At 72.7% G+C, this 22,210-nt stretch carries 23 protein-coding genes; 18 read left to right on the forward strand and 5 right to left on the reverse strand.

The genetic code is table 11. The annotated features are described in order from the left end of the window. The first annotated feature begins 1 nt into the window (after position 1). From thrB to prmC, 4 genes are all read left to right on the forward strand, one after another. On the forward strand, positions 2–952 hold the full coding sequence (gene thrB, locus ITJ40_RS05710; RefSeq protein WP_194666956.1) for a homoserine kinase: 951 nt from the start codon (positions 2–4) through the stop codon (positions 950–952). A 296-nt stretch (positions 953–1,248) separates the two neighbouring features. Beyond that, positions 1,249–3,729, forward strand: coding sequence for a transcription termination factor Rho (rho, locus tag ITJ40_RS05715; RefSeq protein WP_194666140.1), 2,481 nt, complete (start codon positions 1,249–1,251; stop codon positions 3,727–3,729). 5 nt (positions 3,730–3,734) lie between these two features. Further along, the gene (gene prfA, locus ITJ40_RS05720; protein ID WP_194666141.1) at positions 3,735–4,814 is read left to right on the forward strand and encodes a peptide chain release factor 1; all 1,080 of its coding nucleotides are present in this window, start codon (positions 3,735–3,737) and stop codon (positions 4,812–4,814) included. A gap of 24 nt (positions 4,815–4,838) precedes the next feature. After that, entirely contained in the window at positions 4,839–5,714 is an 876-nt protein-coding gene (prmC, locus tag ITJ40_RS05725; RefSeq protein WP_194666142.1) for a peptide chain release factor N(5)-glutamine methyltransferase, read from the forward strand. A gap of 38 nt (positions 5,715–5,752) precedes the next feature. Here the strand turns inward: prmC and ITJ40_RS05730 are convergent, their stop codons facing one another. Continuing rightward, positions 5,753–6,406 carry an HAD family phosphatase gene (locus tag ITJ40_RS05730; RefSeq protein ID WP_194666143.1) on the reverse strand — a complete coding sequence of 218 codons (654 nt, stop codon included), beginning with the start codon at positions 6,404–6,406 and terminating at the stop codon, positions 5,753–5,755. Positions 6,407–6,477: 71 nt separating this feature from the next. Here ITJ40_RS05730 and ITJ40_RS05735 point away from each other — a divergent pair, with 71 nt between their 5' ends. From ITJ40_RS05735 to yaaA, 12 genes are all read left to right on the forward strand, one after another. Next, positions 6,478–7,413 (forward strand): L-threonylcarbamoyladenylate synthase, encoded by a 936-nt coding sequence (locus tag ITJ40_RS05735; RefSeq protein ID WP_228511826.1) that lies wholly within the window; start codon positions 6,478–6,480, stop codon positions 7,411–7,413. Next, complete coding sequence (locus tag ITJ40_RS05740; RefSeq protein ID WP_194666144.1) at positions 7,410–8,729, forward strand: MraY family glycosyltransferase; 1,320 nt, start codon at positions 7,410–7,412, stop codon at positions 8,727–8,729. Before ITJ40_RS05735 ends, ITJ40_RS05740 begins: the two co-directional genes overlap by 4 nt. Beyond that, complete coding sequence (locus tag ITJ40_RS05745) at positions 8,726–9,196, forward strand: hypothetical protein (protein WP_194666145.1); 471 nt, start codon at positions 8,726–8,728, stop codon at positions 9,194–9,196. The genes ITJ40_RS05740 and ITJ40_RS05745 overlap by 4 nt, the downstream gene beginning before the upstream one ends. 151 nt (positions 9,197–9,347) lie before the next feature. Continuing rightward, the gene (gene atpB / locus ITJ40_RS05750; RefSeq protein WP_370531996.1) at positions 9,348–10,196 is read left to right on the forward strand and encodes a F0F1 ATP synthase subunit A; all 849 of its coding nucleotides are present in this window, start codon (positions 9,348–9,350) and stop codon (positions 10,194–10,196) included. 46 nt (positions 10,197–10,242) lie between these two features. Beyond that, a complete protein-coding gene (locus ITJ40_RS05755; protein ID WP_194633361.1) occupies positions 10,243–10,473 on the forward strand; it encodes an ATP synthase F0 subunit C in 231 nt (76 codons plus the stop codon). Between the two features lie 10 nt (positions 10,474–10,483). Continuing rightward, complete coding sequence (locus ITJ40_RS05760) at positions 10,484–11,053, forward strand: F0F1 ATP synthase subunit B (protein WP_194666146.1); 570 nt, start codon at positions 10,484–10,486, stop codon at positions 11,051–11,053. Further along, positions 11,053–11,844 (forward strand): F0F1 ATP synthase subunit delta, encoded by a 792-nt coding sequence (locus ITJ40_RS05765; protein WP_194666147.1) that lies wholly within the window; start codon positions 11,053–11,055, stop codon positions 11,842–11,844. Before ITJ40_RS05760 ends, ITJ40_RS05765 begins: the two co-directional genes overlap by 1 nt. Positions 11,845–11,899: 55 nt before the next feature. Next, the gene (gene atpA, locus ITJ40_RS05770) at positions 11,900–13,537 is read left to right on the forward strand and encodes a F0F1 ATP synthase subunit alpha (RefSeq protein ID WP_043587603.1); all 1,638 of its coding nucleotides are present in this window, start codon (positions 11,900–11,902) and stop codon (positions 13,535–13,537) included. 49 nt (positions 13,538–13,586) lie between these two features. Further along, positions 13,587–14,486 (forward strand): F0F1 ATP synthase subunit gamma, encoded by a 900-nt coding sequence (locus ITJ40_RS05775; RefSeq protein WP_104236113.1) that lies wholly within the window; start codon positions 13,587–13,589, stop codon positions 14,484–14,486. Positions 14,487–14,521: 35 nt separating this feature from the next. After that, positions 14,522–15,982: a F0F1 ATP synthase subunit beta gene (gene atpD / locus ITJ40_RS05780; RefSeq protein ID WP_012037855.1), complete on the forward strand. Its 1,461-nt coding sequence runs from the start codon at positions 14,522–14,524 to the stop codon at positions 15,980–15,982. A gap of 1 nt (position 15,983) precedes the next feature. Further along, positions 15,984–16,253, forward strand: coding sequence for a F0F1 ATP synthase subunit epsilon (locus ITJ40_RS05785; RefSeq protein ID WP_194666148.1), 270 nt, complete (start codon positions 15,984–15,986; stop codon positions 16,251–16,253). 123 nt (positions 16,254–16,376) lie between these two features. After that, entirely contained in the window at positions 16,377–17,132 is a 756-nt protein-coding gene (gene yaaA, locus ITJ40_RS05790; RefSeq protein ID WP_194666149.1) for a peroxide stress protein YaaA, read from the forward strand. A gap of 20 nt (positions 17,133–17,152) precedes the next feature. Here yaaA and ITJ40_RS05795 read toward each other — a convergent pair whose 3' ends face one another. The 3 genes from ITJ40_RS05795 to ITJ40_RS05805 all read right to left on the reverse strand — a co-directional run bounded on the left by ITJ40_RS05795 (position 17,153) and on the right by ITJ40_RS05805 (position 18,946). Further along, a complete protein-coding gene (locus tag ITJ40_RS05795) occupies positions 17,153–17,746 on the reverse strand; it encodes a DNA-3-methyladenine glycosylase I (RefSeq protein ID WP_370531997.1) in 594 nt (197 codons plus the stop codon). Further along, positions 17,743–18,363 carry a methylated-DNA--[protein]-cysteine S-methyltransferase gene (locus tag ITJ40_RS05800; RefSeq protein ID WP_194666150.1) on the reverse strand — a complete coding sequence of 207 codons (621 nt, stop codon included), beginning with the start codon at positions 18,361–18,363 and terminating at the stop codon, positions 17,743–17,745. Before ITJ40_RS05800 ends, ITJ40_RS05795 begins: the two co-directional genes overlap by 4 nt. Positions 18,364–18,466: 103 nt before the next feature. Then, entirely contained in the window at positions 18,467–18,946 is a 480-nt protein-coding gene (locus ITJ40_RS05805) for an Lrp/AsnC family transcriptional regulator (protein ID WP_194666151.1), read from the reverse strand. A 230-nt stretch (positions 18,947–19,176) separates the two neighbouring features. On the opposite strand from ITJ40_RS05805, the gene ITJ40_RS05810 reads away from it, so the two are divergent. Beyond that, complete coding sequence (locus tag ITJ40_RS05810) at positions 19,177–20,328, forward strand: FHA domain-containing protein (protein WP_194666152.1); 1,152 nt, start codon at positions 19,177–19,179, stop codon at positions 20,326–20,328. Then, positions 20,325–21,161, forward strand: a complete 837-nt coding sequence (locus ITJ40_RS05815; RefSeq protein ID WP_194666153.1) for a PP2C family serine/threonine-protein phosphatase — start codon at positions 20,325–20,327, stop codon at positions 21,159–21,161. The genes ITJ40_RS05810 and ITJ40_RS05815 overlap by 4 nt, the downstream gene beginning before the upstream one ends. 37 nt (positions 21,162–21,198) lie before the next feature. On the opposite strand, the gene dapD is transcribed toward ITJ40_RS05815, so the two are convergent. After that, complete coding sequence (gene dapD, locus ITJ40_RS05820; RefSeq protein WP_194666154.1) at positions 21,199–22,185, reverse strand: 2,3,4,5-tetrahydropyridine-2,6-dicarboxylate N-succinyltransferase; 987 nt, start codon at positions 22,183–22,185, stop codon at positions 21,199–21,201. Between the last annotated feature and the right edge of the window lie 25 nt (positions 22,186–22,210).

Here is a 22,210-nt window from a genome sequence, read left to right on the forward strand (position 1 = left end):
GATGACCTCGGCGCTCGCGATCGGGCGCCGCGTGCAGGTGCGCGTGCCCGCGACGAGCGCCAACCTCGGGCCCGGCTTCGACACGCTCGGCCTCGCGCTCGCGCTGTACGACGACCTCACGGTGACGGTGCGCGACGCGCCCGGCGCCACGGTCGACGTGCGCGGCGTCGGCGCGGGCGAGGTGCCGACCGACGAGACGAACCTCGTGGTCACGGCCATCGCCCACACGTTCGCCGCGTTCGACCAGCCCATGCCGGGCCTCGACCTCGTGGCGGAGAACCGGATCCCGCACGGCCGCGGCCTCGGGTCCTCGGGCGCCGCCATCGTGTCCGGCATCATGGCGGCCCAGGGCCTGCTCGCCGGCACGGTCGAGATCGACGCCGACGCGCTCCTCCGCCTCGCCACCGAGATGGAGGGCCACCCCGACAACGTCGCGCCCGCGCTCTTCGGCGGCCTCACCATCGCGTGGGTCGACGGCCAGGGCCCGCAGCACAAGAAGCTCGCCGTGCACCGCGGCGTCTCGCCGCTCGTGCTCGTGCCCGTCGCGACCATGTCCACGGCGCTCGCCCGCAGCCTGCAGCCGGAGTCGGTGCCGCACGAGGACGCGATCTTCAACGTGTCGCGCTCGGCCCTGCTCATCGCGGCGCTGATCCAGAGCCCCGAGCTGCTGCTCGCCGCCACCGAGGACCGGCTGCACCAGGACTACCGCGCCGCCGCGATGCCCGAGACCAACGAGCTCGTGCACCTGCTGCGCGAGCGCGGCTACGCGGCCGTCGTCTCGGGCGCGGGGCCCTCGCTCCTCGTCCTCGGCAGCGACCCGGGCCAGCGCCTCACGGCGGCCGAGCTCGTCGCCGAGCGCAGCACGAACCCGTGGACCGCGCTCATGCTCGCGGTGGACGTCAAGGGCTCGACCGTCCAGGTCGTCGCCGAGGGATCCGCTCCCGCCGCCTAGCCGGATCGCGCGGCTCCCGCGCACCCGGCGCGCCGATCCCTCCGCGGGCGGGGCGCCGGGTGCTAGGCTCTGCTCGACCCCGGAATCAACGGATCCACGCATGCGCGTCGGAGATCCGGTCCCGGTGGTCGTTCCTCACCACTCACCCGCTGTCGTCTCTGCAAGATCCCGTGCCTCCGTGCCCGACAGCAGCTCCGGACGGAATCAGACCGTCCGCCGCTTTCGCAGAGACACACGCGATCGGCTCTCCTCCGCACGGGCTTCGTCCCGCCGGATCGGGGAAAGGACCCACGCACATGACCGATGTCGACACCCGCGCCACCACCGCGGACCTGAGCGCGCTCCGCGTCTCCCAGCTCCAGGCGATCGCCTCCGAGCTCGGGATCCCGGGCGGCTCCAAGCTCCGGAAGGGCGAGCTCGTGACCGCGATCTCCGAGCTCCAGGCAGCCCGGGGGCTCACCGCCCCCGCCGACCAGGCGGCTCCCGCGGCCGCCGCGCCCGCCGAGACGAGCGAGGCGGCTCCCGAGGCCGCCGTGCCCGCCGCCGTCGAGGAGACTCCCGCCGCGGAGCCCGTCGTCGCCGACGCCGCCCCGGCCGCCGACGCCGCCCCGACCGCGGACACGACCCCTGCCGAGGTGCCCGCCGCCTCCGAGCCCGCCGAGGCGCCCGCCGCCGAGGCGCCGGCCGAGCAGCCCGCGCGCTCCGGCCGCGGATCCCGCCGTGCCAGCACCGCCCGCATCGTGCCCGAGCGCATCGCCGAGACCGTCGAGGTGCCCGCGGCCGAGCCCGCGGGCACCGGGCTCGAGGCGCGCATCGCCGAGGCCACGGGCGGCCGCACGCAGGAGCCCCGCACCGAGGCCCCCCGCACCGAGGCGCCCGTGCGCTCCGGCCGCGGATCCCGTCGGGCCACGAGCTCCGGCGTCGTCGACCCCGCGACCGAGGCCCCGCGCCAGGCCGCGCAGCACGTGAACAGCGGCCAGACCGCCGACCAGCTCGTCCCCGCTGACGCGCAGGCCGACGCACAGGCGCCCGCCGCCGATGCGCCCGCCGAGGAGCAGGCCCCGACCCAGCGCTCCGGCCGCGGCCGCCGCCGTGGCGGACGCGACGCCCAGGACGGCGCCGACCGCGGCGCCGCGCAGGACGCTCCCGCCCAGGACGCATCCGACGAGGCCCCCGCCGCGGAGCAGGGCGACCGCCAGCGCGACGACCGCGACGCCGACGACCAGGGCGGACGCCGCGACGACCAGGGCCGCGAGGGTCGCGAGGGCGGTCGCAACCGCAGCCGCAACCGCCGCAACCGCGACCGCGGACGCGACCAGGACGACCAGCAGCAGAACGGCCGCGACCAGGGCCAGCCGCAGCAGGCCCCCCGCGAGCCCGACGCCGACGACGAGGCGCAGGAGGAGGCCCGCACCGGGCGCCAGCGCCAGAACGGCCGTGGCCAGGGCGACCGGACGCAGGACGTGCGCGCCGACCAGGCCCGCGCCGACCTCGGTCGCGACGACGACCGCGGCGGCCGCAGCCGGTACCGCGACCGCAAGCGCGGCCGCGGCCAGGGCGGCGACGACTTCGAGCCCGAGGTCACCGAGGACGACGTCCTCCTGCCCGTCGCCGGCATCCTCGACGTCCTCGACAACTACGCGTTCGTGCGCACGAGCGGCTACCTGCCCGGCACGAACGACGTCTACGTCTCGCTCGGCCAGGTCAAGAAGCACTCGCTGCGCAAGGGCGACGCCATCGTCGGCGCCATCCGCCAGCCGCGCGAGAACGACAGCCAGAGCCGCCAGAAGTACAACGCCATCGTGAAGATCGACTCGGTCAACGGCCTGCCGCCCGAGGAGGCCGCGAACCGCGTCGAGTTCGGCAAGCTCACGCCGCTCTACCCGCAGGACCGCCTCAGCCTCGAGACCGAGCCCAACAAGCTCACGACGCGGATCATCGACCTCGTGTCGCCGATCGGCAAGGGCCAGCGCGGCCTCATCGTCTCGCCGCCCAAGGCCGGCAAGACCCTCGTGCTCCAGGCCATCGCGAACGCCATCGCCACCAACAACCCCGAGGTCCACCTCATGGTCGTGCTGGTCGACGAGCGTCCCGAGGAGGTCACCGACATGCAGCGCACGGTGAAGGGCGAGGTCATCGCCTCGACCTTCGACCGCCCCGCCGAGGACCACACCACGGTCGCCGAGCTCGCCATCGAGCGCGCCAAGCGCCTCGTGGAGCTCGGCCACGACGTGGTCGTGCTGCTCGACTCCATCACCCGCCTCGGCCGCGCGTACAACCTCGCCGCTCCCGCGTCGGGCCGGATCCTCTCGGGCGGCGTCGACTCGTCGGCGCTCTACCCGCCGAAGCGCTTCTTCGGCGCGGCGCGCAACATCGAGCACGGCGGATCGCTCACGATCCTCGCCACGGCGCTCGTGGAGACCGGATCCAAGATGGACGAGGTCATCTTCGAGGAGTTCAAGGGCACCGGCAACATGGAGCTCCGCCTCTCGCGCGCCCTCGCCGACAAGCGGATCTTCCCCGCGGTCGACGTCAACGCCTCCGGCACGCGCCGCGAGGAGATGCTCATGGGCGCCGACGAGGTCAAGGTCACCTGGAAGCTGCGCCGCGCCCTCGCCGGGCTCGAGCAGCAGCAGGCCCTCGAGATCGTCCTCAGCCGCCTGAAGGAGACGACGTCCAACGTCGAGTTCCTCATGAAGGTCCAGGCCTCCATGCCCAACACCGGCAACGGCGTGTCCCACCAGAGCCACGGGCACGGCGCGCACGAGAAGGGCTGACGCCCGTGTTCGAGTCCGTCGTCCAGCTGCTGGAGGAGCACGAGGAGCTCCAGCAGCAGCTGGGCGACCCCGAGCTGCACGCCGACGCGGCGCGCTCGCGCAAGGTCAACCGCCGCTACGCGGAGCTGAGCCGGATCGTCGCCGCGCACGCGGAGTGGACCCAGCTGGGCGACGACCTGGCGGCCGCGCGCGAGCTGGCCGAGGAGGACGCGGCGTTCGCCGACGAGATCCCCGGCCTCGAGCAGGCGCTGGATCAGGCGCAGGAGAAGCTCCGGCGGCTCCTGATCCCGCGCGACCCCGACGACGCGCGCGACGTGATCATGGAGATCAAGATGGGGGAGGGCGGCGCCGAGAGCGCGCTGTTCGCCGCCGACCTGCTCCGCATGTACCTGCACTACGCCGAGTCGCGCCGCTGGAAGACCGAGGTCCTCAGCCAGACGCAGAGCGACCTCGGCGGCTACAAGGACGTGCAGGTCGCCATCAAGGGCACCTCGGACGACCCCGCGCTCGGCGTGTGGGCGCACCTCAAGTACGAGGGCGGCGTGCACCGCGTGCAGCGCGTGCCGGCGACCGAGTCGCAGGGGCGCATCCACACCTCGGCCGCGGGCGTGCTCGTGATCCCCGAGGTCGAGGAGGTCGAGGAGGTCGCGATCGACCCCAACGACCTCAAGATCGACGTGTACCGCTCGTCCGGCCCCGGCGGCCAGTCGGTCAACACGACCGACTCCGCCGTCCGCATCACCCACCTGCCCACGGGCATCGTGGTCGCGATGCAGAACGAGAAGAGCCAGCTGCAGAACCGCGAGGCCGGGATGCGCGTGCTGCGCGCGCGCGTCCTCGCGAAGCAGCAGGAGGAGATCGACGCGGAGGCCTCGGCCGTGCGCCGCAGCCAGATCCGCACGATGGACCGGTCCGAGCGCATCCGCACGTACAACTTCCCGGAGAACCGCATCGCGGACCACCGCACGGGGTACAAGGCGTACAACCTCGACGCCGTGATGGACGGCGCCCTCGACCCGGTCGTGGAGTCCTGCATCCAGGCCGACGAGGAGGCGCGTCTCGACGCGCTCGGGACGGACGCGTGACGCACGCGCGCGTCCCGCTCGCCCATGGCTGACGGGGAGGGCGTCCCCGCCACGGTGGACGCCCTCCGCATGCGGGTCGGCCAGGCGCTCGCGGCCGCCGGGATCGAGGATCCCGCGGTCGACGCCGAGCTCCTCGTCGGCCACGTCCTCGGCCTCTCGCGCGGGCAGGTGCAGTCGCGCGCCATCACGCGCGCGGCCGTCGACGCCCCGGACGCCGCGCGCGTCCTCGCGCTGACCGCCCGCCGCGCCCGTCGCGAGCCGCTCCAGCACATCACGGGCGTCGCGCACTTCCGCTCGCTCGAGCTCCTGGTCGGACCCGGTGTCTTCGTGCCGCGGCCCGAGACGGAGCACGTGGCGCAGCTCGCGATCGACGCGCTGTCGGCCGCGTCCGGGGAGGCCCCCGTCGCGGTCGACCTCGGCACGGGATCCGGCGCGCTCGCGCTCGCGCTCGCGACCGAGGTGCCGCACGCCCGCGTGCACGCCATCGAGGTGTCACCCGAGGCGCACGCGTGGACGGCCCGCAACGTCGAGCGCCTCGCGCCGCACGTGGACCTCGTGCTCGGCGACCTCGCCGACGCGTTCCCCGAGCTCGACGGCACCGTCTCCGTCGTCGTCTCGAACCCGCCCTACATCCCGGTGGACGCCGTGCCGCGCGACCCCGAGGTGCGGCTGCACGATCCCGCGCTCGCGCTCTACGGCGGCGCAGACGGCCTCGACGTCGTGCGGCTCGTCTCGACGACCGCCCGGCGGCTTCTCCACCCGGGCGGCGCGCTCGTCATCGAGCACGGCGAGCTGCAGGGGGACGCGATCCGCGCCCTGCTCGACGCCGACGGCTGGCGCGCGACCGCGACGCACCAGGACCTCACCCGCCGCGACCGCGCGACGACCGCGCTGCGCTGACGCGGATCCGCGCGATCCGGCGCGACCGTCGCCGCGGCTCAGCCCGCGTGCGCGTGCGCCCGGATGAACGCCTCGACCGCGGGCAGCAGGTCCCCGTCGCCGCGCACGTGGTGCCCGGTGATGCCGAGCGCGCGCGCCGACGCGACGTTGTCCGCCCGGTCGTCCGCGAAGAACGTCCGCTCGGCCGGGTGCCCGTACGCGGCGAGCACCCCGCGGAACACGGCCGGATCCGGCTTCCGGGCGCCGTACGCGCTCGACGTCCGCAGGTGCTCGACGCCGAACAGCGGCACCAGCTCGGGCGCCAGCTCCGGGAGGTGCCGGGCCGCGAGCGCGTTGTTGTTGGTCAGCAGCGTGATCCGGCCGGCCTCCCGCGCCCGCGCCACGGCCGCGAGCGCCGACGGCCGGACGACCATCGACGCGCGGCGGCGGCGCACCCACTCGTCCTCGTCCATCTCGACGCCTACCGCGGCGCAGAACGCGGGGAGGTACGCGTCGGCGTCGAAGCGGCCGGCCTCCGCCGCCCACTCGCCCTCGTCGTTGTACCAGCGGCGGCGCAGCTCCGGCAGGTCGTGCCCGGTCGCGGCGGTGATGCGGTCGGCGGGCCCCCGCCAGTCGTGGTCGTACAGCACGTCGTCCATGTCGAACACGAACAGGAGCCCGTGGGGGCCGGGGGAGCGGGGCGCGGAGGTCATCACGCCCAGTATGCGGGCGCGGGCGCCACGCGGATCCTCCGCTCAGGGCCCGGGGCCCGCGCTCGGCTACGATGAGCGACGACATGGCGCGCATCTACGACTGCTCAGTCGACACCGACCTCCTCTCCGGCATGAGACTCGCCCGACAGGCGGTGGGTCGCGGCGAGGTCGTCGTCATCCCCACGGACACGGTCTACGGCATCGCCGCCGACGCCTTCAACCCCGACGCCGTCCAGCGGCTGCTCGACGCGAAGGGCCGCGGGCGCGACGCCCCGCCGCCCGTGCTCATCCCCGGGCAGTCCACGCTCGACGCCCTCGCCGACTTCGTCCCCGACGTCGTCCGCCGCCTGGTGGACGAGTTCTGGCCGGGCGGCCTCACGGTGATCCTCGTGGCGCAGCCCTCCCTCGTCTGGGACCTCGGCGAGACCCGCGGCACCGTCGCGCTGCGCATGCCCGCCAACTCGTACGCGCTCGAGCTCCTCGCCGAGACCGGACCGCTCGCGGTCTCCTCCGCGAACAAGACCGGACAGCCCGCCGCCGCGACCGCCCAGGAGGCCGTGGACCAGCTGGGGGAGTCGGTCGACGTCTTCCTCGACGGCGGCGCCGCCGGGGGAGCCGCGTCCACCATCGTCGACGCCTCGCGCGTCACCGAGGCCGGCGGCCGCGTCCGCATCGTGCGCGAGGGCGCCGTCACGCGCGCGCAGATCCAGCAGCTCATCGGCGACGAGCTCGAGCCCGTCGTCGCGGCGCCCGCCGAGCCGGAGCCGGAGCCGGCGCCCGTCCCCGACGAGCCCGAGGCCCCGCGCGGCACGGCGAGCGGCGCCGAGCGCGTCGACGGATCCGCCGACCCGCACCGGGCGACCCCGTCCGCCGAGGCGCCCGCACCCGCCGACGCGCCGACCGAGGCCGGCCCGACGTACCCCGAGTTCGTCGAGCCGGTCGACCCGTCGCCCGCCGGCCCGGCCGCGACCGAGCCCCCCGCGGATCCTCCCGCGCACCCCCGGTGACCTACTACGCCGCGATGGCGGTCGTCTCGGCGGTCATCACGCTCGTCCTGTCGATGGTGGTCATGAAGCTCGGCTACCGCTACCGGCTCTACCCGGCCATCCGCGCGCGCGACGTGCACACGCGCCCGACGCCGCGGCTCGGCGGCGTCGCCATGTTCGCGGGCATCCTCGTGGCGTTCGCCGTGGCCTCGCAGGTCTCCTGGTTCAGCCTCGTCTTCGACCGCCCGGGACCGGTGTTCGCGATCCTCGGCGCCGCGCTCATGATCGTGGTCATCGGCGTCCTCGACGACATCTACGACCTCGACTGGATGATCAAGCTCGCCGGCCAGATCCTCGCCGCGGGCCTCCTCGCCTGGCAGGGCGTCGCGATCTCCTCGCTCCCGATCGGCGGCCTCACGGTCGGCTCCTCGCAGATGTCGATCATGCTGACGATCTTCGCCATCGTGCTCGTGATGAACGCCGTCAACTTCATCGACGGGCTCGACGGCCTGGTCGCCGGGGTCGCCATCATCGCGAACGGCGCCTTCTTCCTCTACAGCTTCCTGCTCTCGGACACGGCCACCGGCCAGACCGAGCGCTTCAACCTCGCGTCCCTCATCAGCGCGATCCTCATCGGCGCGTGCCTCGGCTTCCTCCCGTTCAACTGGCACCCGGCCAAGCTGTTCATGGGCGACGCGGGCGCGCTGCTCGTCGGGCTGCTCATGGCCACGAGCGCCATCGCGGTCACGGGCGAGATCGACCCGAACCCGGAGACCTTCGGGCGCTCGCAGCTGCTGCCCGCGTTCCTGCCGATCCTCCTGCCGTTCGCGATCCTCATCGTGCCGCTGCTCGACTTCGCCCTCGCGGTGTTCCGGCGGCTGAAGGCCGGGAAGTCGCCCTTCAGCGCCGACCGCAAGCACCTGCACCACCGGCTCCTCGACATGGGCCACTCCCGGCTGCACGCCACGCTGATCTTCTACGCCTGGACCGGCGTCGTGTCCGTCGGCTGCCTGCTGATGTTCGTGGTGCAGCCGTACGCCTGGGGCGTGGCGTTCATCGCGGTCGGCATGATCGCCTGCGCCGTCGTCACCCTCGCCCCCCTCAGCCGCCGCAAGCGCCTCGAGGCCGCCGCGCAGCTCGTGCCCGCCGACGCGGAGTCCGAGGACGCGGCCGCGTTCGACCCGCTCGACGAGGCGGCCGTCGACCGTCCGCTCGCGCGCCTCACGGAGTCCGAGCTCGAGACCGTGGAGCGCGAGCACGCGGAGCTCGCCACGGGAGCCATCGCGACCCGCCCCACCGACGCCCCGCATCCGGGGACAGCCAAGGAGACGACATGACCGACAGCCCGAGCGCGCCCGCCCCCTCGGAGCGCCCCGCGAAGAAGGACGTCTTCACCCGCATCCTCATCGGGGGAGCGGTGCTCGCCCTCGCCATCGCCGTCGTCGGCGGCATCGTCGGCTTCGCGGTCGACGGCGGACGCGGGCTCCTCAGTGCCGTGATCGGCAGCGCGCTGACGCTCTTCTTCCTCGGGCTCACCGCGGGCAGCATCCTGTTCACCAACCGCTTCCAGTCGTCGCCGATCTACCCGACGCTGTTCTTCGGGACCATCCTCGGGGCGTGGCTGGTGAAGTTCGTGGTGTTCCTGGCCGCCCTGTTCCTCCTGAAGGAGCAGCCGTGGATCAACCTCGTGGTGCTCTACGTGACGATCGTCGTCGGCGTCGTCGGCGCCCTCGCGCTCGACCTCGTCGTGATCTCCCGCGCCCGCGTGGGCTACGTCAGCGACGTACGCCCGCATCGCGGCTGAGGTCCCGGCCGTGAGGATCCCGAGTGGACGCGATTAGTCAGGGCACCCTCATTGTTGATAGTCTGCCTCAAGACGATTCCCGTCGGGCCGTGCCCAGATCCACCTCACGCCGGCGTCTTCTCACCCCATCCGTTCGTCGCCGCGAGAGCTCGTGCTCCACGCCCCGAAACAGGAGATAGCGCTGTTAGCCACCGCTGCACCCAGCATCATCACCCTCGCCGCTGAAGACTCGGGTGAGGGGTTCCACGCTCCGGACATCTCGGAGTTCTTCCCGCCGATCGCCTTCTTCGAGGGCACGGGCTTCGACCTCAACCGCATCATGATCATCAGGCTCCTGGTGATGGCGGTCCTGGTGGTCCTGTTCGTCCTCGGCACGCGGAAGCTCGCGCTCGTCCCGGGCCGCGGCCAGAACCTCCTCGAGATGGGCGTCGACTTCGTCCGCGTCAACATCGCGGAGGACATCCTCGGCAAGAAGGACGGTCGTCGGTTCCTGCCGATCATCATGACCATCTTCTTCCTGGTCCTCGGCATGAACATCACGGGAGTCATCCCGTTCCTCAACATCGCCGGCACCTCCGTCATCGGCATGCCGCTGGTGCTCGCCCTGGTGGCCTACGTCACCTTCATCTACGCGGGCATCAAGGACCGGGGCATCGGGTTCTTCAAGAACACGCTCTTCCCGCCCGGTGCCCCGTGGCCGATCTACATCCTCCTGACGCCCATCGAGTTCCTGTCGACGTTCATCATCCGGCCGGTCGCGCTCACGCTCCGACTGCTCATGAACATGGTCGTCGGGCACCTCCTCCTGGTCCTCTGCTTCTCCGCGACGTGGTTCTTCCTCGTCGAGTCGCAGGGCGCGCTGCGCTTCCTCGGTGCCGGGACGCTCGTCCTCGGCTTCGGGTTCACGCTCTTCGAGCTGCTCGTGACCGTGCTGCAGGCCTACATCTTCGCCCTCCTCACCGCCGTCTACATCCAGATGGCCGTGGCGGAGGAGCACTAAGCGATCTCGTCCACCCACGAGATCACCCAACCGGAAGGAAACCCCAGTGGACCCCATCATTCTCGCCGAGATCAACGGCAACATCGCGACCGTCGGATACGGCCTCGCGGCGGTCGGCCCCGGCATCGGCGTCGGCATCGTCGCGGGCAAGACGGTCGAGGCCATGGCCCGCCAGCCCGAGATGGCCGGCAGCCTCCGCACCACGATGTTCCTGGGCATCGCGTTCACCGAGGCGCTCGCGCTCATCGGCATCGCGACGTTCTACATCTTCCAGTAAAGGAACCCAGATGCTCACGCCCCACAACGTGATGGCGGCCGAAGGCGAGAAGATGCCCCAGATCCTCATCCCCGAGGTCTATGACATCGTCTGGTCGGCGGTGGTGTTCGCCGTCCTCCTCCTCGTCGTGTGGAAGCTCGTGCTCCCGCGGGTCTACACGATGCTCGACGCGCGCACCGAGGCCATCGCCGGCGGCATCGAGAAGGCCGAGCGCGCGCAGGCGGAAGCCGACGCCGCGAAGGCCGAGCTCACCGCGCAGCTCGCCGAGGCACGCGTCGAGGCCGGCCGCATCCGCGAGCAGGCCCGGGTCGACGCCACGGCGATCGCCGCGGAGATCAAGGAGCAGGCCACGGCCGACGCCGCCCGGATCACCGCCAGCGCGCAGCAGCAGATCGAGGCCGAGCGCCAGCAGGCGGTCGTGTCGCTCCGCTCCGAGGTCGGATCGCTCGCGATCGACCTCGCGTCGGGCGTCATCGGCCAGAGCCTCACGGACGACCAGCGCTCCACGGCGCTCGTCGACCGCTTCCTCGCCGACCTGGAGGCCAGCGAGACCGCCGGCAGGACGGGATCCGCCAGCTGATGGGCAGTGCATCGCGCGCATCGCTGGACTCGGCACGCCGCGTCCTCGCGGAGCTCGGGGGCGTCGACCTGTCGACGGCCGGTCAGCTCCTCGGAGCCGGCCGCGCCATCGGCGGATCCACGCACCTGCTCTCCGCGCTGGCGGACACCGGCATCGCGCCGGAGGTCAAGCACAGCATCGTGGACCGGGTCTTCGGCGCCACCGTGCAGGAGCCGGCGCTCCGCGTCCTCCGCGCGGTCGTCGACGGCCGCTGGTCGTCGCACGACGAGCTGCTGGCGGGCATCGAGGAGCTCGGCATCCGCGCCGTGGCGATCTCGGCGCCCGAGGGCACGCCCGTCGAGTCCGAGCTGTTCACGTTCGGCCGCGCCGTGTCCACCGACGCCGGCCTCGAGCTGGCGTTCGGCGACAAGCTGGGCGACCCCGAGGCCAAGTCCACGCTCGTCCACCGTCTCCTCGACGGTCGCGCGTCGGAGCAGACGGTCGTCATCGTCGAGCAGCTGGTGCAGCAGCCCCGCGGCCGCCGCATCGGCGAGCTCGTCCGTCACGCCGCCACCCTCGTGGCCGACCAGGCGGGCCTCACCATCGCCACGGTCAGCGTCGCCTCGCCCCTGTCGCCCGAGCAGTCGGAGCGCCTGGCGCAGGCGCTGAGCCGCCGGTACTCCCGGCGGATCGAGCTGAACCAGGTCGTGGACCGCGACCTCGTCGGCGGCCTCCGCGTCCAGATCGGCGACGACGTCATCGACGGCAGCGTCGCCACCAGGATCAACGATTTGAGACTCCAGTTCGCCTGACCGGCGGGCGTCACCTCGGGAGCCGTCCGCTCTCGTGAATGCAAAGGGAAAGAAGATGGCAGAACTTTCGATCAGCCCCGACGAGATCCGGGACGCGCTCAAGGACTTCGTGCAGTCCTACGAGCCCGGCAAGGCCTCGACCACCGAGGTCGGCTACGTGCTCGACGCGGGCGACGGAATCGCCCACGTGCAGGGCCTGCCCGGCGTCATGGCCAACGAGCTCATCACGTTCGCCGACGGGACCCTGGGCCTCGCCCAGAACCTCGAGGAGAGCGAGATCGGCGTCATCGTGCTCGGCGAGTTCGCCGGCATCGAGGAGGGCATGGAGGTGCGCCGCACCGGCGAGGTGCTCTCCGTCCCCGTCGGCGACGGCTACCTCGGCCGCGTCGTGGACCCGCTGGGCAACCCCATCGACGGCCAGGGCGAGATCGCGACCGAGGGCCGCCGCGCCCTCGAGCTCCAGGCCCCCGGCGTCATGCAGCGCAAGAGCGTGCACGAGCCCATGCAGACCGGCATCAAGGCCATCGACGCCATGATCCCGATCGGCCGCGGCCAGCGCCAGCTCATCATCGGCGACCGCCAGACCGGCAAGACGGCCATCGCGATCGACACGATCATCAACCAGAAGGCCAACTGGGAGTCCGGCGACACGAACAAGCAGGTGCGCTGCATCTACGTCGCCATCGGCCAGAAGGGCTCGACCATCGCCTCGGTGAAGGGCGCCCTCGAGGAGGCCGGCGCCATGGAGTACACGACCATCGTCGCGTCCCCCGCGTCCGACCCCGCCGGCTTCAAGTACCTCGCGCCCTACACCGGCTCGGCCATCGGCCAGCACTGGATGTACGGCGGCAAGCACGTCCTCATCATCTTCGACGACCTGTCCAAGCAGGCCGAGGCCTACCGCGCCGTCTCGCTGCTCCTCCGCCGCCCGCCGGGCCGCGAGGCGTACCCCGGCGACGTGTTCTACCTGCACTCCCGCCTGCTCGAGCGCTGCGCCAAGCTCTCGGACGAGCTGGGTGCCGGTTCGATGACGGGCCTGCCCATCATCGAGACGAAGGCGAACGACGTCTCGGCGTACATCCCCACCAACGTGATCTCGATCACCGACGGCCAGATCTTCCTCCAGTCGGATCTGTTCAACGCGAACCAGCGCCCCGCGGTGGACGTCGGCATCTCGGTGTCCCGCGTCGGCGGCGACGCCCAGGTGAAGAGCATCAAGAAGGTCTCCGGCACGCTCAAGCTCGAGCTCGCGCAGTACCGCTCCCTCGAGGCGTTCGCGATCTTCGCGTCCGACCTCGACGCGGCCAGCCGTCGCCAGCTCGCCCGCGGCGCGCGCCTCACCGAGCTGCTCAAGCAGCCCCAGTACTCGCCGTTCCCCATCGAGGAGCAGGTCGTCTCGATCTGGGCGGGCACGAAGGGCAAGCTCGACGAGGTCCCCGTCGAGGACATCCTCCGCTTCGAGCGAGAGCTGCTCGACCACCTCCACCGCAACACGGAGGTGCTGTCGCAGCTCAAGGAGAAGAACGTCCTCACCGACGACATCGTCGACGCGATGGACAAGGCCGTGGACGCGTTCAAGCTCGAGTTCCAGACGGGCGAGGGCAAGCCGCTCGCCTCGGTGGGATCCGAGAAGTTCGAGCCCGCCAAGGCCGAGGACGTCAACCAGGAGCAGATCGTCAAGGGCAAGCGCTGACGCGCTCGCCCCACCGATCCGCCACCGACCGAGACCGATAGGGAGACTCATGGGAGCGCAACTCCGGGTCTACACGCAGAAGATCAAGTCCGCGCAGACGACGAAGAAGATCACCCGCGCGATGGAGCTGATCTCCGCGTCGCGCATCCAGAAGGCGCAGCAGCGGATGGCGGCGTCCGCGCCGTACTCCCGCGCCGTCACGCGCGCGGTCTCGGCGGTGGCGACGTTCTCCAACGTCGACCACATCCTCACGACCGAGCCCGAGAAGGTGGAGCGGGCGGCGATCGTCATCTTCGCCTCCGACCGCGGCCTCGCCGGCGCGTTCAGCTCCAGCGTCCTGAAGGAGTCGGAGCAGCTCGCCGAGCTCCTCCGCTCGCAGGGCAAGGAGATCGTCTACTACCTGGTGGGCCGCAAGGCCGTCGGGTACTTCAAGTTCCGCAAGCGGGATTCGGAGCGCATCTGGACCGGCAGCACCGAGAAGCCCGAGTTCGAGACCGCGAAGTCGATCGGCGACGCGCTCGTGGAGAAGTTCGTGACGCCGGCGTCCGAGGGCGGGGTGGACGAGATCCACATCGTCTTCAACCGCTTCGTGTCGATCGCGACGCAGAAGCCCGAGGTGGTGCGGCTGCTGCCGCTCGAGGTCGTCGAGGGGGTCGAGGCACCCGGCGAGGGCGCCGTCCTGCCGCTCTACGAGTTCGAGCCCGAGGTGGGCGACGTGCTCGACGCGCTGCTGCCCGTCTACATCGAGAGCCGCATCTTCAACGCGATGCTGCAGTCGGCCGCCTCCGAGCACGCCGCGCGCCAGAAGGCCATGAAGTCGGCGAGCGACAACGCCGACAAGCTCGTGACCACCTACACGCGGCTGCGGAACAACGCGCGCCAGACCGAGATCACGCAGCAGATCTCCGAGATCGTCGGCGGCGCGGACGCGCTCGCCTCCAGCAAGTAACACTCCTGCTCCACGAATGAAGAAGAGAGACATCAATGACTGACACCGCCACTGCGCCGGTCGCCAGCGACAGCGTGGCCGGCGTCGGACGCATCGTCCGCGTCACCGGCCCGGTCGTGGACATCGAGTTCCCGCACGACTCGATCCCCCCGGTCTACAACGCCCTCAAGACCACGATCACCATCGGCGAGGAGTCGACGGAGATCACGCTCGAGATCGCGCTGCACCTCGGCGACGACGTCGTGCGCGCCATCGCCCTGAAGCCCACGGACGGCCTCGTCCGCGGCCAGGAGGTGCGCGACACGGGTGCCGCCATCTCCGTGCCCGTCGGCGACATCACCAAGGGCAAGGTCTTCAACGTCACCGGCGACATCCTCAACAACGAGGGTGGCGAGCCGATCGAGATCACCGAGCGCTGGCCCATCCACCGCAAGCCCCCGATGTTCGACCAGCTCGAGTCCAAGACGCAGCTGTTCGAGACCGGCATCAAGGTCATCGACCTCCTCACCCCGTACGTGCAGGGCGGCAAGATCGGCCTGTTCGGCGGCGCGGGCGTCGGCAAGACCGTCCTCATCCAGGAGATGATCCAGCGCGTCGCGCAGGACCACGGCGGCGTGTCCGTGTTCGCCGGCGTCGGCGAGCGCACCCGCGAGGGCAACGACCTCATCATGGAGATGGAGGAGGCCGGCGTCTTCGACAAGACCGCGTTGGTCTTCGGCCAGATGGACGAGCCGCCGGGAACGCGCCTCCGCGTGGCGCTGTCCGCGCTCACGATGGCGGAGTACTTCCGCGACGTGAAGAACCAGGACGTGCTGCTCTTCATCGACAACATCTTCCGCTTCACGCAGGCCGGCTCCGAGGTCTCCACGCTGCTCGGCCGCATGCCGTCCGCGGTGGGCTACCAGCCGAACCTCGCGGACGAGATGGGTGTGCTCCAGGAGCGCATCACGTCGACCCGCGGCCACAGCATCACGTCGCTGCAGGCCATCTACGTCCCCGCGGACGACTACACCGACCCGGCGCCGGCCACCACGTTCGCGCACCTCGACGCGACCACGGAGCTCAGCCGCGAGATCGCCTCGCGCGGTCTCTACCCGGCCGTCGACCCGCTGACGTCCACGAGCCGCATCCTCGACCCGCGGTACCTGGGCCAGGCGCACTACGACACGGCCACCCGCGTCAAGGCGATCCTGCAGAAGAACAAGGAGCTGCAGGAGATCATCGCGATCCTCGGCGTCGACGAGCTCTCCGAGGAGGACAAGGTCACGGTGTCGCGTGCGCGCCGCATCCAGCAGTTCCTCTCGCAGAACACGTACATGGCGAAGAAGTTCACGGGCGTCGAGGGCTCCACGGTGCCGCTGAAGAACACCATCGAGTCGTTCTCGAAGATCGCCGACGGCGACTACGACCACGTCGCCGAGCAGGCGTTCTTCAACGTCGGCGACCTCGACGACGTCGAGCGCCGCTGGTCCGAGATCCAGAAGGAGAACGGCTGACATGGCCCGCGCTGATCTCACGGTGACCGTGGTCTCGGCCGACCAGCAGGTGTGGTCGGGCCAGGCGTCCATGGTCGTCGCGCGCACGAGCGAGGGCGAGATCGGCATCCTGGCCGGTCACGAGCCCCTGCTCGCGATCCTCGAGACCGGCAACGTCCGCATCACGCAGGACGGCGGCGCCGTGATCACGGCCGACGCCGACGAGGGCTTCCTCTCGGTGGAGAACGACAACGTGACCGTGGTCGCGCGCAAGGCCGCACTGGTCGCGTAGCATCACCCCGGTCCGACGGCGGACGGTCCCCTCGGGGGCCGTCCGCCTTCCTGCGTCCCGGCGCGCGCTGCTCGTCGCGTCTCGTCCCGCCCACCCCGTGCGTCACCCGATCCCGGAGGTCCCGTGCTCGTCCTGCTGCCCCCGTCCGAGACGAAGCGCGACGGCGGGACGGAGGGGTCGCGTCTCGACCTCGACCTCCTCGCCTTCCCGGAGCTGACGGCAGAGCGCCGCACGGTGGTGCGCGCCGTCGCCGACCTCGCGCAGGATCCCGAGGCCGCGGTACGCGCCCTCAAGCTCGGCCCGCGTCAGTCGGCCGAGGTGGAGCGGAACCGCCTGCTCGAGTCCTCCCCGACCATGCCGGCGCTCCGTCGCTACACGGGTGTGCTCTACGACCCCATCGGCGCCGAATCGCTGGACGCCGCGCAGCTCGCCTTCGCCGGCCGCCATGTGGCCGTGCACTCCGCGCTCCTCGGGCCCGTCCGGGCGACCGACCCGATCCCCGCGTACCGGCTCTCGCACGACAGCCGCGTGCCGGGCCTCACGATGAAGGCGCACTGGGTGGCCTCGGTGCGACGCGTGCTCGAGGGGGTCCCCGGCCTCGTGCTCGACCTGCGCTCCGAGGGGTACGCCGCCCTCGGACCGCGACCGGGCCACGCCGACTCCGCCGTCGTGCGCGTGGTCGCCCGCGGGGAGGACGGCACCGTCCGTGCGCTCAACCACTTCAACAAGAGGGCGAAGGGCGAGCTGTTGCGGGCGTTGATCCTCGCCGGGCAGGACCTCGGTTCGGTGGCGGAGCTCCTCGCCTGGGCCGATGACGCCGGCATCGAGCTGTCACGCGGCGACTCCGGCGAGCTCGTGCTGGTGGCCGCGCCGCACTGACGCCGGCGCCGGCGCCGGTGTCAGGCGGCCCGATGGCAGCCGACGACGTGGTCGTCCACGAGCCCCGAGGACTGCATGAGCGCGTAGACGGTGGTGGGCCCCACGAAGCGGAGGCCGTGCGCCTTGAGCTCCCGGCTGAGGGCGGTGGACTCCGGCGTGACGGCGGGGATCTCGTCCGCCGTGGCAGGTCGGGGCCGGACGCGGGGATCCGAGGCGTGCGCCCAGATCAGGCGATCGAGCGCGCCCTCTCCGTGCTCGTCGAGGAGGGCCCGCACGGCGCGCGCGTTGCCGGCGGCCGCGAGGATCTTGGCGCGATTGCGGATGATGCCGGCATCGCCCATCAGCCGCTCGACGTCGTCCTCGTCCATGGCAGCGACCGCGTCGACGTCGAAGCCGTGGAAGACCTCGCGGAAGCGCGGGCGCTTGCGGAGGATGGTGATCCACGACAACCCCGCCTGGAAGCCCTCGAGGCACAGCTTCTCGAACAGCGGACGGTCGCCGTGCAGCGGGCGGCCCCACTCCTCGTCGTGGTACCTGCGGTACTCCGCGTCGGCCGCGGACCAGGCGCAGCGCGCCAGGCCGTCGTCGCCGCGCACGAGCGAGGCTCCCGTCACGACAGCACCGAGCCCTCGAGCGCGAGCAGCCGCACCTTGGTGGCGACCCCGTCGCCCGCGCTGAAGCCGGTCACGCGTCCGTCGGAGCCGAGCACGCGATGGCAGGGCACCAGGATGCAGAGCCGGTTCGCCCCGACGGCCCCGCCGACCGCGCGCGCCCCGCCGGGACGACCCGCGGCCTGCGCGAGGGCGCCGTACGTCGTGACGCCGCCGTGGGGGACGCGGGTGAGCGCCTGCCAGACGGCGACCTGGAAGGGGGTCCCCGTCAGCCGGACCGGGACGTCGAACGACGTGCGACGACCGGAGAAGTGCTCCTCCAGCTGCCGCGCCGCCTCCGTGAGCACGGGGCTCGGCCGGTCGGCCAGGTGGTCGAGCGGCAGGACCCCCGCGGTCGCGATCGAGAGGGCGACGACCCGGTCGCCCTCGGCCACGAGCTCCAGGCGGCCGACGGGGGACGGCATCCGCAGGAGCGCGGCGCCGGCGGGGAGGAGGCCCGCGGCGGGCGGGAGCGGACGGCGGGGATCGGCGTCGGATGCGGGGGATCCGGGACGGCGATGGGGGGACGGGGGAGCGGGCCGACGCGCGAGGGCGGCGGCGGGAGCCGAGGCGGGGGTCATGCGGCGAACGTACGACGAGACGCCGCGCGCAGCCCGGTCGCGGTCCGGTCGGGGGAGGGGCGGCGCGATGCGCCGTCGGGGGAGGAGACGGAGCGCACCGCCATCACCGGGAGCGCCCGTGACCGTCCTGGGTGTGGACCTTGAGGTAGACGAACGTCTCCGTGCTCACGACGCCCTCCAGCGCCCGGATGCGGGCGTTGAGCAGCTCCACGAGCTCCTCGTCGTCCTCGCAGACCACCTCGGCCAGGAGGTCGAACGTGCCGGCCGTCATCACCACGTAGTCGACGGCCGGGATGTCCGCGAGGGCGTCCGCGACCACCCGCACGTCCCCGCTCACGGTGACGCCGATCATCGCCTGCCGGGTGAGCCCCAGCTGCTGCGGGTCGGTGAGCGCGACGATGCGGATCACGCCCGCGTCGGTGAGCTTCTGCACGCGCTGGCGGACGGCGGCCTCGCTGAGGCCCACCGCCTTGCCGATCTCGGCGTACGAGCGCCGCCCGTCCTCGCGCAGCTGCTCCACGATGGATCGGGAGATCGCGTCGACGGGGAGCCCGCGGGTGGAGGGGCGCTGCGGCGTGCTCATCGTCCGAGCATGCCAGTCCGGAGGTGGCCGGGCAACCGGATCCGCGGCCACCGCGCGCTCGCACGGTCCGGATGCCCCTCGGCGGGCGGGCGGCCGGTCGCTGTCCGACGGGTGGCGCATCCCTCGGCCGGAGCGCGGCCGCGCGATAGGATCCGTGTCAGCGCGTCCGGCCGCCCGAGGCGAGGCGCCGACCGCCCGCCCGGGCGCCGACCCTCGATGGAGCCGATGACGTGAGCGAGGGCTCCCACCGATCCTCCCCCGCCGGCGCGGGGTCGGCCGGCATCGCGGTCGTGACGCCCCATGCCGTCGTCCTGCTGCCCGCGGGCGCACCGACGCGGATCACGGAGGACCTGTGGCGCGCGGTCGCGGATCCGGCCGTCACGGCGGAGGCGCTCGTCGGGGCGCTGCCCCTCCGCGGACCCGACGAGGTCGTCTCCTTCGCCGTCGTCGTGCACGAGGCCACCGGTCCGGAGGGCGCACGCCTCCAGGTGGTGCTGCGCGGCGATGCCGTCGTGGACGTGGAGGTCCACGGGGCCGCCGATCCGCGTCGGGTCGACGCGCGGCGGGCCCAGCCGTTCTACCTCGCGACGCTCGACCGGGTGCGGGCGTACCGGGCCGGGCGCGCCGACGCCGGTCCGGACGCGTCCGCGGGCCCGGCGGATGGCCTGCCGCTCCTGGCGGGTGTCGTCGCCGCCGACGCCGTGGGGTGGCGCATCGACCGCGCGCGACCCGGTGATCCGGCGGGCGGCGCCTCGGTCTCCCGCGCGGCCGAGCCGTCCGCGCCCCCCGCCTCCCCGCGACCCGTGGATCCCGCGCTCGTCGCCACCGTCCTCGACGGCCCCGCGGATGTCGGGCGGCCGCGGAGCGCGGACGACGGTCCCCGTCACGCGCGGGCGCAGGCGGATCCGCGCGAGGCCGATGCCGCCGTCCCCGCCCGCACCGGCCCCGCCGGCGTGCCCACCGTCGCCATGCCGGCGATGCCACCCGCGGAGGAGGAGGCCGCCCCGCGCGTCATCCACGCGTTCCGCGTCCTGCGCGACGGGGTGCCGCACGCGGACGCGGACGCCCCCGAGCGGATCCCGCTCGACGCCCCCGCCATCGTCGGTCGTCGCCCCCGACCGCCCCGCGTCGTCCGGGGCGTCGCGCCGCGGCTCGTGGCCGTGCCCTCCCCGCTCGGCGAGATCTCCGGCACGCACCTGGGGCTCCGGCAGGACTCCGGCGTCGTCGTCGTCAGCGACCTCGATTCCACGAACGGCACCGCCGTGCTCGCGCCCGGGGCCGAGCGCCTCGTGCTCCGACCGGGCGAGTCGCTCGTGGTCGTGCCCGGCACGCGCATCGACATCGGCGACGGCGTCGTCCTCGAGATCCTGTCCGCCCGATGACCGCCATCGGGCCGGACGTCCCGGAGACCTCCCTCGCGCTGCCCGACGGTCGGACGCTCGTGCTCGGGTGGGCGTCGATGACCGACCGGGGCCTCCGCCGCGACCACAACGAGGACAGCGTGCTCGCGGCCGTCCCGTACTTCGCCGTGGCGGACGGCATGGGCGGGCACGCCGCCGGCGACGTGGCCAGCGACGCCGTCATCCGCCGCCTCGCCGAGGAGCAGGGGCGCGCCGAGTCCGGGTTCGCGGATCCCGAGGGCCTGGAGCCGGCGCTCGACCTCGCCGTCGACGACATCCGCGAGGAGACGGGCGACCTCGAGCTGCACGCGGGCACGACCGTCACGGGCGCGTGCCTGACCCTCGTGTCCGACCGCCCGTACTGGGCGGTCTTCAACGTCGGCGACTCGCGCGTCTACCAGCTCCGCGGCGACGTCCTCGAGCAGGTCACCGTCGACCACTCCGTCGTGCAGGAGATGGTGGACGCGGGCCGCATCACGCGCGCGCAGGCCGACCGGCACCCGGACGGCAACATCATCACGCGGGCCGTCGGCGTCGGCGACGCCGCGGAGGCGGACTACTGGCTCCTGCCCGTCACCGCGCGGCTGCGGCTGCTGGTCTGCTCAGACGGGCTGACGAAGGAGCTGGCCGACGCGGAGATCCGCGGGCACCTGCTGCGCGCGGACGACGCGGCCACCGCCGTGCGCGACCTCGTGGTGCACGCGTTGGAGAACGGCGGCCGCGACAACGTGTCGGCGATCGTGGTCGACGTGCTGCGGATCGACCCGGCCGTCGCGGCACCGAAGACCCCGCGCCGGTTCGGGCTGCGCCGCTGATCCTGACGCCGCCCGGCGCCCGGCCGCGTCGCCCGCGCTACGCGTGCAGCGCGTCGTTGAGGATCGACCCGCCGCCGCGCCGCGGGACCGCCTCGACGGCGCCCGTGAGCGAGTTGCGGCGGAACAGGATCCCGGGCCGCCCGGAGAGCTCGACGGCCTTCACCTGCGGCACGGTGCCGTCCGGACCGGGCGCCTCGCCCGCGAGGCGCACCTTGGTGCCGGCCGTCACGTAGAGGCCGGCCTCCACGACGCTGTCGTCGCCGATGGAGATGCCGACGCCCGAGTTCGCGCCGAGGAGCGCCCGCTCGCCGATCTCGACGCGCTGCGTGCCGCCGCCCGAGAGCGTGCCCATGATGGACGCGCCGCCGCCGACGTCCGAGCCGTCGCCCACGACGACGCCCTGCGTGATCCGGCCCTCGACCATGGAGGAGCCGAGGGTGCCGGCGTTGAAGTTGACGAAGCCCTCGTGCATGACCGTGGTGCCGGGCGCGAGGTGCGCGCCGAGCCGCACGCGCGACGCGTCGGCGATGCGGACCCGGTCGGGCGTGACGTAGTCGAGCAGGCGCGGGAACTTGTCCACGCCGTGCGCGGCGATGCCGGCCCGCTGGAGCGACGGGCGCAGCCGGTCGAAGTCGTCGGGGTGCACGGGGCCGGCGTTGGTCCACACGACGATGGGGAGCTGCGCGAAGATCCCCTCCAGGGAGATCGTGTTCGGCGCGACGAGCAGGTGGCTGAGCAGGTGCAGCCGCAGGTACGCGTCGGGGGTCGACGCGGGCGGCGTCTGCAGGTCGATCTCGACCGTGACGATGTCGATCGTGACGCCGCGGCGCGGGTCGGCCACTGCCAGCTCCTCGATCCAGGCCGGGGCGATCCAGCGGTCGCGGCCGGCCGGGAGGGACCCGAGCTCGGGAGCCGGGAACCAGGTGTCGAGCACGGTGCCGTCGGAGGCGACCGTCGCGAGCCCGTAGCCCCACGCGGATCCGGAGGCGGGCGCGGTGGACGAGGGCGAAGCGGGGGATGCCATGCGGCCAGCGTACCGATCGCCGATG

Source organism: Clavibacter sp. VKM Ac-2872 (assembly GCF_015351105.1).
In the GTDB taxonomy this organism is placed as follows: Bacteria; Actinomycetota; Actinomycetes; order Actinomycetales; family Microbacteriaceae; genus Clavibacter.